This is a genomic window from Bacillus sp. FJAT-27245 (assembly GCF_001273955.1).
In the GTDB taxonomy this organism is placed as follows: domain Bacteria; phylum Bacillota; class Bacilli; order Bacillales; family Cytobacillaceae; genus Bacillus_D.
In genome coordinates, this window is the sequence record NZ_LIGI01000001.1 from 1,929,916 (window position 1) to 1,945,367 (window position 15,452).

13 protein-coding genes are annotated in these 15,452 nt (G+C 48.1%); 9 read left to right on the forward strand and 4 right to left on the reverse strand.

What is annotated here, in order from left to right; genetic code table 11:
* Positions 1-127: 127 nt before the first annotated feature.
* Together coaW and selB are read left to right on the forward strand one after the other, a co-directional pair.
* On the forward strand, positions 128-943 hold the full coding sequence (coaW, locus tag ADU24_RS09275; protein WP_053366362.1) for a type II pantothenate kinase: 816 nt from the start codon (positions 128-130) through the stop codon (positions 941-943).
* Between the two features lie 214 nt (positions 944-1,157).
* On the forward strand, positions 1,158-3,014 hold the full coding sequence (selB, locus tag ADU24_RS09280; RefSeq protein WP_053368861.1) for a selenocysteine-specific translation elongation factor: 1,857 nt from the start codon (positions 1,158-1,160) through the stop codon (positions 3,012-3,014).
* 299 nt (positions 3,015-3,313) lie between these two features.
* On the opposite strand, the gene ADU24_RS09285 is transcribed toward selB, so the two are convergent.
* Together ADU24_RS09285 and ADU24_RS09290 are read right to left on the reverse strand one after the other, a co-directional pair.
* Positions 3,314-4,387: an AI-2E family transporter gene (locus tag ADU24_RS09285; protein WP_053366363.1), complete on the reverse strand. Its 1,074-nt coding sequence runs from the start codon at positions 4,385-4,387 to the stop codon at positions 3,314-3,316.
* 109 nt (positions 4,388-4,496) lie between these two features.
* Positions 4,497-4,865, reverse strand: a complete 369-nt coding sequence (locus ADU24_RS09290; RefSeq protein ID WP_053366364.1) for a DUF2512 family protein — start codon at positions 4,863-4,865, stop codon at positions 4,497-4,499.
* A gap of 145 nt (positions 4,866-5,010) precedes the next feature.
* Between ADU24_RS09290 and iadA the strand changes: the two genes are divergently transcribed.
* The 5 genes from iadA to ADU24_RS09320 all read left to right on the forward strand — a co-directional run bounded on the left by iadA (position 5,011) and on the right by ADU24_RS09320 (position 12,004).
* The gene (gene iadA / locus ADU24_RS09295) at positions 5,011-6,195 is read left to right on the forward strand and encodes a beta-aspartyl-peptidase (protein WP_053366365.1); all 1,185 of its coding nucleotides are present in this window, start codon (positions 5,011-5,013) and stop codon (positions 6,193-6,195) included.
* 151 nt (positions 6,196-6,346) lie between these two features.
* The gene (locus ADU24_RS09300; protein ID WP_053366366.1) at positions 6,347-6,808 is read left to right on the forward strand and encodes a MarR family winged helix-turn-helix transcriptional regulator; all 462 of its coding nucleotides are present in this window, start codon (positions 6,347-6,349) and stop codon (positions 6,806-6,808) included.
* A gap of 3 nt (positions 6,809-6,811) precedes the next feature.
* Positions 6,812-9,967, forward strand: coding sequence for an MMPL family transporter (locus tag ADU24_RS09305; protein WP_053366367.1), 3,156 nt, complete (start codon positions 6,812-6,814; stop codon positions 9,965-9,967).
* 618 nt (positions 9,968-10,585) lie between these two features.
* A complete protein-coding gene (locus tag ADU24_RS09315) occupies positions 10,586-11,632 on the forward strand; it encodes a nuclease-related domain-containing protein (RefSeq protein ID WP_053366369.1) in 1,047 nt (348 codons plus the stop codon).
* A 15-nt stretch (positions 11,633-11,647) separates the two neighbouring features.
* Entirely contained in the window at positions 11,648-12,004 is a 357-nt protein-coding gene (locus ADU24_RS09320; protein ID WP_053366370.1) for a hypothetical protein, read from the forward strand.
* 174 nt (positions 12,005-12,178) lie between these two features.
* Here the strand turns inward: ADU24_RS09320 and ADU24_RS09325 are convergent, their stop codons facing one another.
* Entirely contained in the window at positions 12,179-12,925 is a 747-nt protein-coding gene (locus tag ADU24_RS09325; protein WP_053366371.1) for a TPM domain-containing protein, read from the reverse strand.
* The gene (locus ADU24_RS09330; protein WP_053366372.1) at positions 12,925-13,503 is read right to left on the reverse strand and encodes a LemA family protein; all 579 of its coding nucleotides are present in this window, start codon (positions 13,501-13,503) and stop codon (positions 12,925-12,927) included. The genes ADU24_RS09325 and ADU24_RS09330 overlap by 1 nt, the downstream gene beginning before the upstream one ends.
* A 306-nt stretch (positions 13,504-13,809) precedes the next feature.
* Here ADU24_RS09330 and ADU24_RS09335 point away from each other — a divergent pair, with 306 nt between their 5' ends.
* Positions 13,810-14,448 (forward strand): DedA family protein, encoded by a 639-nt coding sequence (locus tag ADU24_RS09335; RefSeq protein ID WP_053366373.1) that lies wholly within the window; start codon positions 13,810-13,812, stop codon positions 14,446-14,448.
* A 221-nt stretch (positions 14,449-14,669) separates the two neighbouring features.
* The gene (cdaS, locus tag ADU24_RS09340) at positions 14,670-15,290 is read left to right on the forward strand and encodes a sporulation-specific diadenylate cyclase CdaS (RefSeq protein WP_082306861.1); all 621 of its coding nucleotides are present in this window, start codon (positions 14,670-14,672) and stop codon (positions 15,288-15,290) included.
* The last annotated feature ends 162 nt before the right edge of the window (positions 15,291-15,452 follow it).

Below are 15,452 nucleotides of genomic sequence, written 5' to 3' on the forward strand. Positions count from 1 at the left end.
ATGGGGAAAATTATCCTGCCAGTTCAATGCCAGGCAACCGAAAAATTAGGTGCCAGGCACTAAAGGATGGATTTCCCATGCAGTTCCCCTATAATAAAATCAAGTCAAAAGGAAGTGGGGGACCAGGATGGAGAGAAGCAGGATTGGGATTGATGCTGGCGGGACACTGCTGAAAGTGGCCTTTGAAGAGAGTGAGAGAATCAAGTACCGTAAGGCCGGATACAAGGAAGCGAAAGAGCTGCTGAACTGGCTGAAACTATTGGCGCCAGAAGCTTCTCCATCGGTAACTGGAGGAAGGGCTGCTTGGGTAAAAGAACATTTTTTCCCCAACGCACGGCTTTTCCCTGAATTCAATGCGATCTGCACGGGTGCTGATATTCTTCGCCAAAAAGAGGATAACAGCTCGGTTGGGCAGTTTATACTTGTGAATATTGGGACTGGAACATCCATTTTTCTTGCAGGTCAAGGCAAGTGCGATCGCATCGGGGGAAGCGGCCTTGGCGGCGGTACCCTGACGGGGCTTGGCAGCCTGCTTTCAGGAACGGACGATTTTACCGAGCTTGTCGGCATGGCGGCCGCCGGCTCGAGGCTGAGCGCCGATTTATTGGTGAAGGATATTTACGGCGATGGAGATGAACCACTGAACGGCAATATGACGGCTGCCAATTTTGCAAAAGGGAAGGGTGCGGGAAAGGAGGACCTCGCGGCGGCGCTTATCAATATGATTGCCGAAACAATTATTCTGCTCGCTTCACAGTCTGCCATGGCGAGCAAGGTGGATACGGTTGTGTATGCCGGAAGCACACTTGCAGGAAATGCCCCATTAAAAGACGCCCTGTCCGCCTATACAGAGGCGTTTGGCCTGAAACCGGTTTTCCTTCAGAATGGTGAATATTGCGGGGCACTCGGGGCGTTGATGGCTGAAGAGGGAACGGAGAACTGATTGATGCCAGGCCTCCAGGCCAATCGGCGGCTCGGTAAAGCTCTCACAATCTAACGTGAAGTGGCCAAAGCCTGCAGCGGACTTCTTGGACAAAACAGGAATACTGGGCGCCTTTAAAAAGAGTTTCTTGAACAAACCAGCCGTTTCAGTCAGAATATAGGGAGAATGGTTGAAGAAGGTGGCTTATTTGGAAAAACGCTTTTTTACGATTGGCATGGCTGGCCATATTGACCACGGGAAAACATCGCTTACCAAAGCGCTGACCAATGTGGATACGGACCGGCTGAAAGAGGAGAAAGAACGGCAAATTTCAATTGAGCTGGGTTTTGCCCCGCTTTATGAAGATAATGAAATCCAAATCTCCGTCATCGATGTGCCCGGCCATGAACGGTTCATCAGGCAGATGATTGCCGGAGTGGCTGGAATTGACTTGGTTGTCCTTGTCGTCGCCGCTGATGAAGGCGTCATGCCGCAGACGAGGGAGCATCTCGATATTCTCGGATTTCTCGGGATTAAAAATGGCATAGTGGCCATTACGAAAATGGACCGGGTTGAAGAGGATTTCATCGAGCTTGTAAAAGATGACATCCTTGAGGAACTCCAGGGAACTGTTTTTGAAAACGCGCCATTCATGCTCGTTGATTCCATTTCGAAAAAAGGAATCGAAGAGCTGAAGCAACTTATTATCGCAACGTTGAAAGAACAGGAAATGCGCGATGCCCGCGGTGCGTTCAGGCTGCCGATTGACCAGGTGTTCACCGTAAAAGGACAGGGGACGGTCGTCCGAGGGACTGTTTATGAAGGAGCGGTTGAAGAGGGCCAGGCACTGAAGATCATGCCGAAGGGGATTGAAGTCCGGGCGAGGCAGCTTCAGGTTCACCATAAACCGGCCCAGAAGGCGTATGCCGGGCAAAGGGCGGCGATCAATCTTTCCGGGGTAGCGAAGGAGGACCTCGAACGTGGCGATGTATTGGTTTCCTCCGAGCATTTCATCGTTTCAAAAACTCTTGATGTCGCAATTCGGGTCGTCGAAGACCTTGATTATATGGTCAAACAGCGGATGCCTGTAAAACTCCATATCGGCACAGCCGAAGTAATGGGGAGAATAGTCTTTTTTGACCGAAACGAATTGAAAGAAGAGTCCGGCGAAATCCTCTGTCAGCTCCGGCTTGAGGAGGAAGTGCTGACGAAGCGCGGCGACCGGTTCATCCTCCGGCGCCCAAGCCCGCAGGAAACGATTGGCGGCGGATGGGTCATCGATCCGCACGGCAATAAGTACCGGTTCGGAAATGAGACCATCGAAGAATTGGAGAAAAAGAAGGCAGGCAAGCCGAAGGAACGGATTGCCGCGGCGCTTTATGAAGCTAAGAGCCTTGGCTTTAATGAGCTGATCAAACGGACCGCGCTTGACAGCGAGACGCTTGCCTCCGAGCTTGAGGACGAAAGCTTCCTTCTCTATAACGGGAAGGAATATACGCTCCGCCAGCTGGTCGATGCAATTGAAGAAGATATGTACGACAGGCTTCAGGACTACCACCAGAAGCATCCGATGAAGCAGGGGCTAAATAAAGCCGAGCTTCTCCAATCGATGAATAAAACCTTCCCGCGCGGCCTTCTTGATTTTACGGTCGAGGACGCGATTGGCAAGGGGGCGTTTAAACGAAGCGGGCAGTTCGTTTCGTTGGCCGATTTTACAAGGCATGTCCCGAAAAACTGGCAAAAACGCGCGGAGAACCTCGTCGAAGAGCTGAAAAAGGATGGGCTGCAGGTCAAATATCTTGCTGACTATTTTTCAGCCGCCGGAATCCCTGATGCACTCACAGGCGATTTGGAAAGATACCTTGAGGAAACAGGGCAGATTGTCCCGCTTGATGGGCAGTATTACTACCATGGCGAAATTTTTGAAAAAGCAGTTCGGACGCTCCGTGATAGAACCGGCCCCGAGTTTGAGGTCGGTGACGCAAAGGATGCATTGGGGCTTTCAAGGAAATACATGATCCCTTTCCTGGAGCGGCTCGACGCCATGGGGCTCACGAAACGCGTTGAAAATAAGCGGGTTTGGCAGAAATAAAAAGGAATAACCCTTAACCCGGTAAAACAGGTTCGGCAATGAAGGCTAAATTCTAAATAGCTGTATATTTTGGAATGGAATTTATCTTGTTAACAACCATAATCAAACCCAAATTAACGCAACAAAAATGCTCAGGTATTTCTGAGCATTTTTTTATATAAGGACAACTCAATTGTGTTAGAAGAAGATTTAAAGCCCGAACGGCAGTGGTCAGCCTGTCCTTCGGTAACAATTATTTTAAATTGTTCATTTATCTTATTAAAACGCGCCAGGACCTTTCCTGGCGCATTTTCATTTCCCTAGATTGCCTTTTTGATTTTATTTAAATTATAAAACTTTTGAATGTTTTTGAATGTCACTTTCAAAACCGAGAATAGAGGTATCGATATAATGACGCCAATCGCTCCGTACAGGGATCCAGCGACCAAGAGGACGAGGATGACGGTGAGCGGATGGAGGTTCAGCTTATTGCTCATCACCCGTGGTGTAATCAGGTTGCCTTCGAGCTGCTGGACGACGAACATGACCAGGAGAACTTTTACGACAAGGCCCGGGCCGTCCATGAGCGCGATGAACACAGCCGGGATAATCCCGATGATGGGACCGAGGAACGGGACGACGGCGACACACATTGCAAAAATCGCGAGCAGAAGGGCGTTATCAAGCCCGATTATCAAATAACCGGCATACAGCATAATGCCATCCGCGACCGCGATGATGAATTGCCCGACAATATAAGATGAGAGCGTTTTGTCGATATCGCGGAGGATTTTCCGGCCTTCGTCCTTCCTGTCAGTTGGCAAATGGCGCACCAACGAAGGTGTAAGCCGTTCTCCATCCCGTAATAAATAGAACACGATGAAGGGAACAACGGCTAGGACCGTTACGATGCCCGCAATCATGGAGAGGACTTTGCCCATGTTTTTTTCGGCTGCTGTAAAAAATTCGCCAACCATGCTTTTCGCTTTCGCCTGGATATTGTCCACCGATTGTTTCGCTTTTTCGTTTTCCTTTACCAATTCTTTTGATTCGTCGGTAACCTCTGCAACCTTTGATGGGAGATGGCTGCTGATTTCCTTTACCTGGTCCGCGATTTGGGGGCCAGCGAAATGAAAGAAGGCGAACCCGATTGCGAAAAGGAGCAAAAATACGGTCAGGATGCTTGGTGTCGTGGGCATGAATTTTTCCAAAAGACGCACTGGCGGACGCAAAATATAATATAGGAAACCAGATAATAGCATTGGGAAAAAGATGGTGGCGATTAGTTTTTTGAATGGCCAGATGAAGTAATCGATTTTGCCGAATAGGAAAATAACGATTAATAACAGGATTGCGGCTGTCGCATACCTGAAGAATGGTTTTTCAATCCACATATAATTCCTCCGTTTTCTCTCTGTTACCTTGCTTTTTCCCTATTCATGTACCCCGGTAAACAAAAAAGCTGCCTTCCGTTTCCGGAGAGGCGGCTCGATGTTTCAAATATTAGACTGCATCGTGGCGGTCGTGTGCGAGGTTGTTTCCGACTAGCCATTTATGGTAAAACCATTCGCCTGCTGCGAGCACGAGCGATGCAACGAACGCTTCGGCAAGGGAGTCGTTATAACCGAGTATATGCAATCCTCCCCAAAGGACGACTAGGCTGAGGACAAAGTCCCCTACGGTAGCCGCTACATTTCCCATTCTTGGCAGTACAAACATGTCTCCCGTAAAGTATGCGAGCAACGTAAGAATAATGCCAAGAAGGGTTGCGTCAAGGAATGAAACATTGAAAATGAGCGTTAAAACGATCCACATGACAGCGAGGACCATTCCGACTTTGATTGCCAGTGCCTTGGCGTGATTTACTTCCATCCCGACCGCCTCCTTGAAAAATTTGGTTTTCGGTGGTTATTTATCCGAAGTTCAATTTTCTAAACTGGAAAAAAGAGGTTTGCGGTTTTGGTTTTTCGCGGCGGGGTAGAATATTGTCAAAAACTCCTGAAAAAGGTGGGTACTCATGCTGACGCTTATTAAAAATGGAATTGTGTACAGTCCTGATTTTCTTGGCAAGAAAGATATTTTAATCGTGAGGGACCAGATCGGGTTTGTTGAGGATGAAATTAGGCAGCCCTCGGATTTTGTCGAGATTGATGTGATTGATGCGGAGGGGAAGTACATATTTCCGGGATTCATAGATTCCCATGTTCATATTATGGGGGCCGGAGGGGAAGGCGGGTTCCGGCTGAGGACGCCTGAATTGATGCTAACGGATGTGACGACGGCAGGGATTACGACGGTCGTTGGCGTAATTGGGGATGATGCGACAACGAGGACGATGGCAAGTTTGATTGGGAAAGCGTACGCACTTGAGGAAGAAGGGATTTCAACCTATATTCATACGGGCTCTTACCAGGTTCCCGTTCGGACGCTGTTTGATAGGATAGAAGATGATCTGATTTTGATAGACAAGGTGATTGGCGTCGGGGAGATTGCGATTGCGGATGAGCGTTCTTCCCAGCCTACTGTCGAGGATATCGCGAAAATCGCCGCCGCTGCGAAATCGGGAGGAAAAATGCTTGGCAAGGCGGGCATCCTGAACATCCACGTTGGTACTGGTTCCGATAAGCTTTCCATTATCGAAAAGGTGATTGAAGAAACGAATGTCCCGATTAGCCAGTTCCAGGTGACCCATATCAACCGGTACCGGGAGCTGTTTGAATCAGCCAAGCAATATGCGAAAAAAGGCGGCTACATCGACTTGACGACAAGCACGGATTACAAGTCGCTCGAAACAACGGAAATCAAATGTTCCAAAGGTCTGCGGGAAATCATTGACGAAGGCGTTCCGCTTGAAAATGTCACCTTCACATCAGACGGGATGATTTCACTGCCGACATATGATGAGGAGGGAAATCAAACGGGCTACAAGTTGGGCCTCCCAAAATACCTTTACGAAGAAGTGAAGGACGCGATACTTGAAGAGGGCGTGCCAATTGAAAAAGCGCTCCGTGTCATCACCGCGAATCCCGCGGACATTTTGCAAATTAAAAAGAAAGGCTATATTGAAGCAGGCCGGGACGCCGACCTTGTCATCGTCGAACCCGATACCCTTGAGATTGTTGATGTGTTTGCAAAAGGAAAGAAGATGGTTGAAGGCGGGAAACCAATTGTCTTCAGCACCTTTGAAAGCAAAAAAGAATAATAGAGTTGTTGAAGGCTGTCCAGTTTAATGGGCAGTCTTTTTTTAGAAAAAATATTGGCTCATCTTGACAGTTGAATTGGAAAAAAATATAGTTAAACAGGTGAATAGTTAAACTATTGAACTATTTTTCGGAAGGAGCGTGTAAAGCGCTTTGGGAAAACAGGCTATCCAGGAACTGATTGACCGATATATCGCGGTCTCGTTTACGGTAGATAAAAAGGGCGAAACGATGATCAAGGAGCAAATCGGCAGCGATTTAACGAATGACCAGCATTATGTTCTACGCTATATCCGCAAAAACGGGGACTGCACGTCAACGGAATTGGCAGATGTATTTGGCGTAAATAAGAGCGCGATTACCGCGATTATTACGAGGCTGACCGACAAGGGCCTTGTTAAACGGACGCGCGATGAGGGGGATAGGCGGATTGTCTACCTGGCGCTGACGGAAGAAGGCATCGACCTGTTCGAAAAAACCGAGCAGCGGATTCATGCGCTTGTCGAAACGATTATTACGAAATTTGAGCAGGAAGAAATTACGGCTTTTATTGCTACGTATGAAAAATTGGCAGGCATTCTAACAAATCTGGATTCCAAACAACTGGGGGAGTAGCAGATGAGACATATCTTGAAATATAAGTGGCTGGTGCTCGCCATCTGGGCCGCCGTCATAGCGGCACTGGTGCTGATTGCCCCGAACATGGAGACGCTAGTGAGGGAAAAAGGACAGATTACGGTTCCGGAAGGATATTCCTCGACCCTCGCCGGCAAAATTGTGAATGACAGCCAACAGGAAGCGAAGGCCGGGCATGAAACCCAGGTAGCGCTTGTTTTTCACAGTGAGAAAAAGCTGACGGACGCCGATTTTGCCGAGGCGGAGAAGGCAGTTGCAATGCTCGAGAATCAGCGGAAAGAGCTTGGGGTTACGGAGGTTATGTCCCACTTTAAGGAAGCATCCTTAAAGGATCAGCTCGTTTCGAAGGATGGAAAGACGATCCTCGTTTCTGTAAAAGTTGATCTAAAGGACAGGGAACCGGGCGAGGTCACAAAATCGCTTTATAAAGCGCTCGTTGGCGTGAATCTCGGCCATTATTATACTTCAAGCTGGATGATTGGCGACGACCTCGTGACGAATTCGGAGGATGGGTTGAAAAAAACGGAGTCGATTACCGTCGTGTTCATACTCGCGGTGCTTCTTATCGTATTCCGATCCGCGCTTGCACCGGTTATTCCGTTGATCGCGGTCGGAATCAGTTATCTGGCATCCCAATCGATTGTCGCGATTTTGGTTGACAAGGTAGACTTTCCTTTGTCGACGTTTACGCAAATTTTCCTGGTGGCGGTCTTGTTCGGGATTGGGACCGATTACTGCATCCTGCTGATGAGCCGGTTTAAGGAGGAGTTGCAGCATCATGATTCCGCTGCCGAAGCGGTTATCAGCACATACCGGACGGCGGGCAAGACGGTATTTTTCAGCGCTCTGGCCGTGATGGTTGGGTTTGCATCAATCGGTTTTTCCGAATTCGTCCTTTATCAATCGGCTGCGGCAGTTGCCGTCGGGGTTGCGGTGTTGATGCTTGCCCTTGTGACCGTCGTGCCGTTTTTCATGGCATTGTTCGGCAAGAAGCTTTTCTGGCCGGCAAAAGGCACGCTTGAACACAAGGATAGCAGGATTTGGGGCGCTGCAGGGAAGTTCGCGCTCGCGCGGCCGTTGATTGCCCTCTTGATTGTATTGGGCATTTCACTCCCATTCCTGTTTACGTATGATGGGAAACTGTCGTTCAACTCGCTTGAGGAAATTGGCGACAATTTCAACTCGATCAAGGCGTTCGACATCATCGCGGACGGCTTTGGCCCAGGCGAATCAATGCCTGCCCAGATTGTCATTAAAAATGATGAACCGATGGACGAACCGGAATACCTGGCGCTTGCTGATAAAATAAGCCAGGAAGCCGCCAAGGTGAATAATGTGAAAACGGTCCGGTCGGTAACACGCCCGACTGGTGAACCGATTGATGAACTGTATATTTCTTCGCAGGTGAAATCGCTTGGCGAAGGGCTTGAAAAAGGAAATGACGGAATCAGGCAAATCAGCGGCGGCCTGTCCGACGCGGAAAAGCAGCTTGCCGCATCAGGACCTAAGTTGAAGCAGACAACCGAAGGAATTTCCGGATTGGTTTCCGGTACGAATGACTTGAAAAGTGGACTCGGCCAGGTGAAAGCCGGCCTTGTGAAAATTGAAGATGGCATCCGCCAAGGATCTGCAGGTTCGGAGCAGCTTCGTTCCGGACTTGCGGAGGTGAAGGCGAACTCCGAAAAAATTCTTGATGGCAACAGGAAGCTTCTTCAGGGGTACAAAGATGCCGGCGCCGGATTGGGCGAGCTTCAAAAGCATTACGAAGAGATTGCAGCGGGGCTTGCCGGATTGAAGGGGACAATTACGGAGGCCAATGCGTTTGTCGATGAGCTTGGGAAAAATCCGGCCGCGGCAACGGATCCCAATTATGCAAAAGTAAAGGAAAAAGTCATGACTGCGATGGTGATGGCGGAGAAACTTGAAGGCGGCGTAAAAACGCTGAACGGCGAGCTGGCCAAGGTACAGGCCGGGATTGCGGCGGCGAATGGTGGTATGGCGGAACTGATTGCCGGGCAGGAAAGGCTAGTTGCCGGTATGAGCCAGCTCGTGGATGGAATTTCTAAGCAGCAGGCCGGCCTTGATCAGCTTGCTGACGGACAAGGACAAATTGTCGGGAATTTCTCAAAGCTGACTGGCGGTTTGGACAGCATTAACGATGGCCAGCTTCAGCTTTTGGACGGCTTCAAGCAGCTTGGCGGGCAATTAGGCGAATTGACGGACGGTCTTGGTAAAGGCGCGGATGGCCTGAATGAGGTTGCCAAAGGCCTCGAGCAGGCGCAGAGCTATCTTGGCGATGTGTCGAAAGAGAAACAAAACGGCTTCTACGTTCCGGAAGAAGCGTTGGCTAGCGGGGAATTTGACCAGGCGCTTGACGCCTACATGTCACCTGACCGCAAAGTGATGACAATGGATGTAGTGTTTAGCGTGAACCCGTACTCGAACGAAGCGATTAAATCCGTGGAACCGTTAAAGCAGGCAGTTAAGCGGGTTGTGAAAGATACGGGGCTTGAAAACGCGCAAATAGCGGTTGGCGGCGTATCAAGTATGCACAGTGACCTAGATACAATATCGAAGCAGGATTATTCACGGACTGTCTTGTTCATGCTTTCAGGTATTTTCCTGATTCTGCTTGTGCTGTTCCGTTCGGTGATTATGCCAATCTATTTAATCGGTTCCCTTGTGCTGACGTATTACACTTCGATGGCGATATCCGAATCCATTTTCGTGAACATGCTTGGGTACACGGGCATTAGCTGGGCGGTTCCTTTTTTCGCTTTCGTCATCCTGGTCGCGCTTGGAATCGACTACAGCATCTTCCTGATGGACCGGTTCAGCGAGTTCAAAACGATGCGTGTCGAGGACGCAATTCTCGAAGCGATGAAGAAAATGGGCACTGTCATCATCTCGGCAGCCGTCATCCTTGGCGGAACATTCGCGGCGATGATGCCATCCGGCGTATTGTCACTGTTACAGATTGCAACAATCCTGATGATCGGGCTTGTGCTCTATTCATTGTTCGTCCTGCCATTGTTTGTGCCAGTTATGGTAAAAACATTCGGTGAAGCCAACTGGTGGCCGTTTAAGCGGAAGAATGATGCAGTGATTGCTGAGAGTGGGGAGTCTTTAAATAGGTGATTTTTAGGAAGGCTGCTGTGCTCCTTGGAGGATACAGCGGCTTTTTTATGTTGTGGCGTTTGGGGCTTTGTTCAGGGCAAATTGCCGAAGGGCAGGCTGGGTTGGAGGGCTGGTGCTGTGATTGAGAGAGGGGGTTTTTTATAACCTGGGGTTTCGTTCATAAGGGGGTTGCATGCAAGTTGCCGAAGGTCAGGCTGTGTTGAAGAGCTGGTGCTGTGATTGAAGGAGAGGCTTTTTATAACCTCGGGGTTCGTTCAAAAGGGGATGCATTCGGGTTGCCGAAGTGCCACCCATTTGGAAAGTGCCATATGTCGAAGAGGGGGTTTGTATAACCGGCAGTTCGTTCACCTATTAGCATGGTGGTGGTGTAGTATAGTCGGGGATTGGTCGCTGTAAATGTGGCGGAAATGTGACAGTTTTCGATATCGTCTTTGAAAGTTTCGATATATTCAAAAAAGTGGGGGATAAAATTAAAAAAGTTTCGATAAGTGGTCCGAAACTTTCGTTATATTTTCCCCTTCCCAAAAAGAGCATAATTAATATTCAAATTCTACTAAAATTCGGCAGGAAAATTACAAAACAAATAGAATATGAACAGAAAGAAAGGAGGAATAGAGTTTGAATGCATTGGAAAGGGCAATTCCGCTTATCATTTTGATGCTCGAAGCACTTCTGAGGAGGCTACCGGGCGGCCATCCGAAGAGAAAGGAGGTTGAAGATGCTTATCGGACACAAAAAGCTGGGTATAATGGTGAAAAATCAGTTGATTATTATCTAAATTTCCTTGATGAAGAAAAATTCATGATTTTTAAAGGGTTGCGGCTTTGTATTAACGGCTACTTTTTCCAAATCGACACGCTTTTAATAACCCCATTTTTCGCATTGATACTCGAAACGAAGAATTGGGGAGGGGAAATCCATTTTGATAAGAACTTTTGCCAGGTATTTCAGGAGAAGGATGGCAAAACAACAGCTTATGCTAACCCGGTTTCTCAAGCCAGGATGCAAACGTTGAATTTACGAGCTTGGCTCAAAAAACAAAACCTTCCGGACATTCCTATCGAATATCTGGTTGTCATTAGCAACCATTCTTCAAAGCTAAAGGCAGATCCGGGCTACTACGAGGTATTTCAAAAAGTCATTCACGCCATCCGCCTCGTTGAAAAAGTCTCCGAAATCGAAAAGCGGCATAGGAAAGATTTTTTCTCATCCAAGGAACTGAAAAAGCTTAAAAAGTATGTCCTCTCAAAACACACACCGCACCGTCCCGACGTACTGAAAAACTTCTCCATCTCCACAAAAGAAATCCTTTCTGGAATCCTTTGCTCCACATGTTTTAAACTTTCTATGAAGCTTAGTTACGGAAAATGCCTCTGCCTTCAATGCGGAAATGTTTCCAGGAGCGCGCATTTGGAGGCGGTCCAGGACTACTTCCTTTTAATTTCACCCAAAATCACAAATTCCGGATTGAGGCAATTTTTAAGGCTGGAAAGCGATAAACAAGCCTACTGGATCCTAAACTCCTTGAACCTCCCTTTCACCGGCACAAAAAAAGGCCGCGTCTACCATCAACCCCCTAAGTGGCAAACCGACATCCAGCTTCCATCTGCGAAAAGATTAAAAGTTTCAAAAAGTGGTAAAAGGAAATATAGTAGATTGCGCTGAATAGGAGATGAAACGATGCTGAACAACCCGCAGGAAAAGAAGATGTATTTCGTTGATATTAAAACAGGTGAGATAACGATGGAGCCGACCGCAGAAAACACGTTTACCGTTATTGCGGATGAGGATGAAATCCAGGATTTACGTGAACTGTTTGAGGAAAATTACGATGCAGACAAGCGCGGCTACATGCGGACGCATCTGCCGTGGCAGCAGTATCATGAATTTTCCGAGGGGGAAAACAAAGACTACGACAGGTCGATTGAATTGATTTACGCAATGATTTACCGGCTCGGCGATGCTGAAGCCCGAAGGCACATCGATGAAATGGGGATCCTGAAAGAGCAGAACTATGATAATGAAGATTTTCGTTGATGGGGGAGGCAGGAGCCCGATACAAACAGGAGAATAATTTTCAGAAAAGCTGTTCCTGAACAGGGGCAGCTTTTTCATTATGTCTTAAACTTGGGAGGGGGTTGGTTGCAGTCAAAATAAAAACCGCCCGGCTTCCCGGACGGCAAATCATGAAAAACTACACTCCAATAACTTTTACCAGCCACGGCTTGCACCGCCGCCTCCGGATGAGCCCCCGCCACCGCCGCGAGGACCTCCGCCGCCACCGCCGCCTCCACGTCCAATCATCGACAGGATCAGGAAGGTGAATGTACCGCGGAAGAAAATCATATCGACGATAATAAACCCGACGACGAGCAGGATGATCAACCATTCAGGAAGGCCGCCCGATTTCTGGGAAGCCTGATCTCCATCGGTTGTCCCTCCGCCAGCGCCTTCCCCAATCACTTCATTGCCAAGTGCCTGGTACGTTTTAATCACGGCCTGGCTTGGCTTGCCTTGCTGGAGATAGGGAATTGCATACGTATCGAGGATTCGGCCGGCTTTGCCATCGGGGATAATCCCTTCAAGGCCGTAACCGACTTCAATCCTGATTTCCTTGTCTTTTAAAGCGAGGACAAGGAGAACACCATTGTCCTTTTCGGCGCTGCCCAGCTTGTATTTCCGGAATGCTTCGTTCGCATACCCTTCAATATCGCGGCCGCCTAGCGAGTTGACGGTGAGGACGGCAACCTGGGCACCGCCCGCGCTATCCTCTATTTGCCGACCCCAGCCGATAAGCTGCTGTTTCTCGGCGGGGCTTAAAACATTGGCGAAATCCTGGACGTATATATCTCCCCGCGGTTCCGGGATTTTATCGCCCGCAGCGTAGGCCCCCGAGCTGCCGCCAAGCAGAAACAGGACAAGCAGCGCAAGAATTGCTGAGGCCTTTGCCGGTTTCATTACCCGTTGCCCCCGAAGTCGACTTCAGGTGCTTCCTGTGCACGCGGGTCTGCGCGGAAATATTCTTTTTCATCGAACCCTGTAATTGACGCGACAAGCGCCCCAGGGAATCGTTTTACCTTTTTATTGAATACGGCGACTTGATCGTTGTAATCCTTCCGGGCGACAGCGATACGGTTTTCCGTCCCGGCAAGCTCATCCATCAGCTGCCTGAACTGGGCATCCGCCTTCAGGTTCGGATAGTTTTCAACGACTACGAGCAATCGGCTCAGTGCACCAGACAATTCCGCGTTGGCAGTCGCTTCTTCTTCCGGAGATCTTGCCCCTGCGAGACCCGCGCGGGCATCCGAGATTGCCTTGATCGTTTCTTTTTCATGGGCCGCATAGCCTTTAACCGTGTTTACCAAGTTTGGTATCAAATCCAGCCTCCGCTGCAGCTGGTTTTCAATTTGCGCGTACGATTGATCCACATTTTCCTCGGCGTTGACGAATCCGTTGTAGCTGGACATGAGCATGACGCCAAGCACAACGATGATGCCGAGGATGACGATCCATGTTCCCTTAAAACCTCTTCCCATTTACGACACTCCTAACCTTTTTAATCTATACGTGTATCTTCCCTCGGGCCAGTTGGTTTTAAACCCTCAGCAATTGTACTGCTTGTTATTCCCGATGTTCAAGTATACGGATTTCCTTTCGCATAAGTTTCATGGATGGACCGTATTTTTTAGTGCATTTTTTTGAAAAATAAAGCCTAACCACAGTTTCTGTAAAAAATGGTTGTTGCAGAAATGGCGTATTGATACTATAGTTAAATTGGAGAAAGTTGGGGACAGACTCGCAGCTTGATTGAACATAAAGTATTCCGGGGGAGGAAGTGCCCAATGCAGCAAGTAATGGCATTTATGAACGAGTACGGCTATTGGTTTCTCTTTTTGTCGATGGCGACGGGAATGATTATCCTGCCATTGCCGTTGGAAGCGATCATGGGATACTCCGGCTATCTGTCATTTGAAGGAGATTTGGACTGGTTTACATGCGTCCTTGCCGCAGCCGCCGGGACGTTTCTCGGAATGATTGTCAACTATTGGATTGGCAAAAAGCTCGGCTATGGATTTTTTAAAAAGTACGGCCATTACTTTTTCCTGAAACCAAAAACCCTTGATAAATTGTCGGACTGGTTTTTAAAATATGGCAACAAGCTGCTAATTATCGTATTCTTCGTACCGGGTGCCCGCCATGCAATTGGTTTCTTTGCCGGCATCACCAAATTCCCGGCCAGGACGTACGCAATTTGCACGGCGCTTGGATCGCTCATTTGGGCCACTCCATTCATTATTATTGGAAAAATGATCGGCCCGGGCTGGATGCTCTACCACGAACAAGTGAAGAATTTCCTCTATATCAGCAGCATCATTCTTCTCGTCCTCTTTCTCGCATTCTTTTTGGCGGGAAAGAAGAACCCGCGCGTAACCGATTTCGGGTTCAGGCTTAAAAGGAAGCTTTCCAGATTAATCCGCTAGACGGACGAATCTTTCATATTTTTCACCAGTAAGGGCTCGAATCGCAACGGGCCTTTTTTTATTGCCTTTGTTATGCAGATTTGCAAAAACACGCCTCTTTCTTTTGTTGTTTCGTAAAATAATTCTGGCGAATAATTCCCGTTCTTGGAGAAAAACATAAGGTGCAAGAAGCATCCTGATTTTCATTATCCAGTAAAAGTGATTTCAAAAGAGGTGAGTCCGTGGACCGGGATAATTGTGACTTTTCGCCAATGAAGCAATCATTGAAAAAGAATATTAACCAAGTGATAATGGCCTTGCAAAGTAGCTTGGAAACAATGGATGATGAAAATAATTGCCTCCTTGGAAATTTTGAAAGGATAAAAAATCAATTCATACAAGTTGAAATGAATGCTGCTACCTTTTATCTAAACTGCTATTTGTCCCCGTTCACGGAAAAATATCCGGAAATATCGATTTGCCTACAAAACATGTCGGCCCGGAAACATGGCGGATTAATAGTCGTTAAACGTGAGGATTCCCTTGAGCCTTTCATGCATCCTGGTATCCCGATCGCAGCGGAATTGAGCCATTCCTTATTGGAATCAATCTTTTTTCCGGGAAACCCTTTGCATGATGGGGCTGTGCTCGTTCATCAAAACCATATCGTGTCCGCTGCCAATGTCCTCCCGCTCTCGCACAGAGATGTGGGTGATAAAAAACTGGGGACACGCCATCGGGCAGCCCTCGGTTTATCTGAAAAATGCGACGCTCTCGTCCTCGTTGTATCTGAAGAGACCGGGAAAATATCTTTTGCTTTCAATGGGGGCCTGCACCCAATCACGACAGGAGAAATAATTTGAAGGCAATGCCCGATTAACCCGGGGAGCAAATGTTTTTTTAAAAATGGATGTCATGTTACTCTTTTCAACAGACCTAATAAAAAACGTTTAACAACAAGGACTTCCACCCCGAAGTCCTTTTGTTTTTTCTTTTTCCCAAAAGCCTCAACGAATTTACTCGAA

Coding starts and splice junctions, on each gene's coding strand:
- coaW (WP_053366362.1), top strand. CDS start 128: ATGGAGAGAAGCAGGATTGGGATTGATGCTGGCGGGACACTGCTGAAA.
- iadA (WP_053366365.1), top strand. CDS start 5,011: ATGCTGACGCTTATTAAAAATGGAATTGTGTACAGTCCTGATTTTCTT.
- ADU24_RS09330 (WP_053366372.1), bottom strand. CDS start 13,503: ATGGGAAGAGGTTTTAAGGGAACATGGATCGTCATCCTCGGCATCATC.
- ADU24_RS09285 (WP_053366363.1), bottom strand. CDS start 4,387: ATGTGGATTGAAAAACCATTCTTCAGGTATGCGACAGCCGCAATCCTG.
- selB (WP_053368861.1), top strand. CDS start 1,158: ATGGCTGGCCATATTGACCACGGGAAAACATCGCTTACCAAAGCGCTG.
- ADU24_RS09325 (WP_053366371.1), bottom strand. CDS start 12,925: ATGAAACCGGCAAAGGCCTCAGCAATTCTTGCGCTGCTTGTCCTGTTT.
- ADU24_RS09320 (WP_053366370.1), top strand. CDS start 11,648: ATGCTGAACAACCCGCAGGAAAAGAAGATGTATTTCGTTGATATTAAA.
- ADU24_RS09305 (WP_053366367.1), top strand. CDS start 6,812: ATGAGACATATCTTGAAATATAAGTGGCTGGTGCTCGCCATCTGGGCC.
- ADU24_RS09335 (WP_053366373.1), top strand. CDS start 13,810: ATGCAGCAAGTAATGGCATTTATGAACGAGTACGGCTATTGGTTTCTC.
- ADU24_RS09290 (WP_053366364.1), bottom strand. CDS start 4,865: ATGGAAGTAAATCACGCCAAGGCACTGGCAATCAAAGTCGGAATGGTC.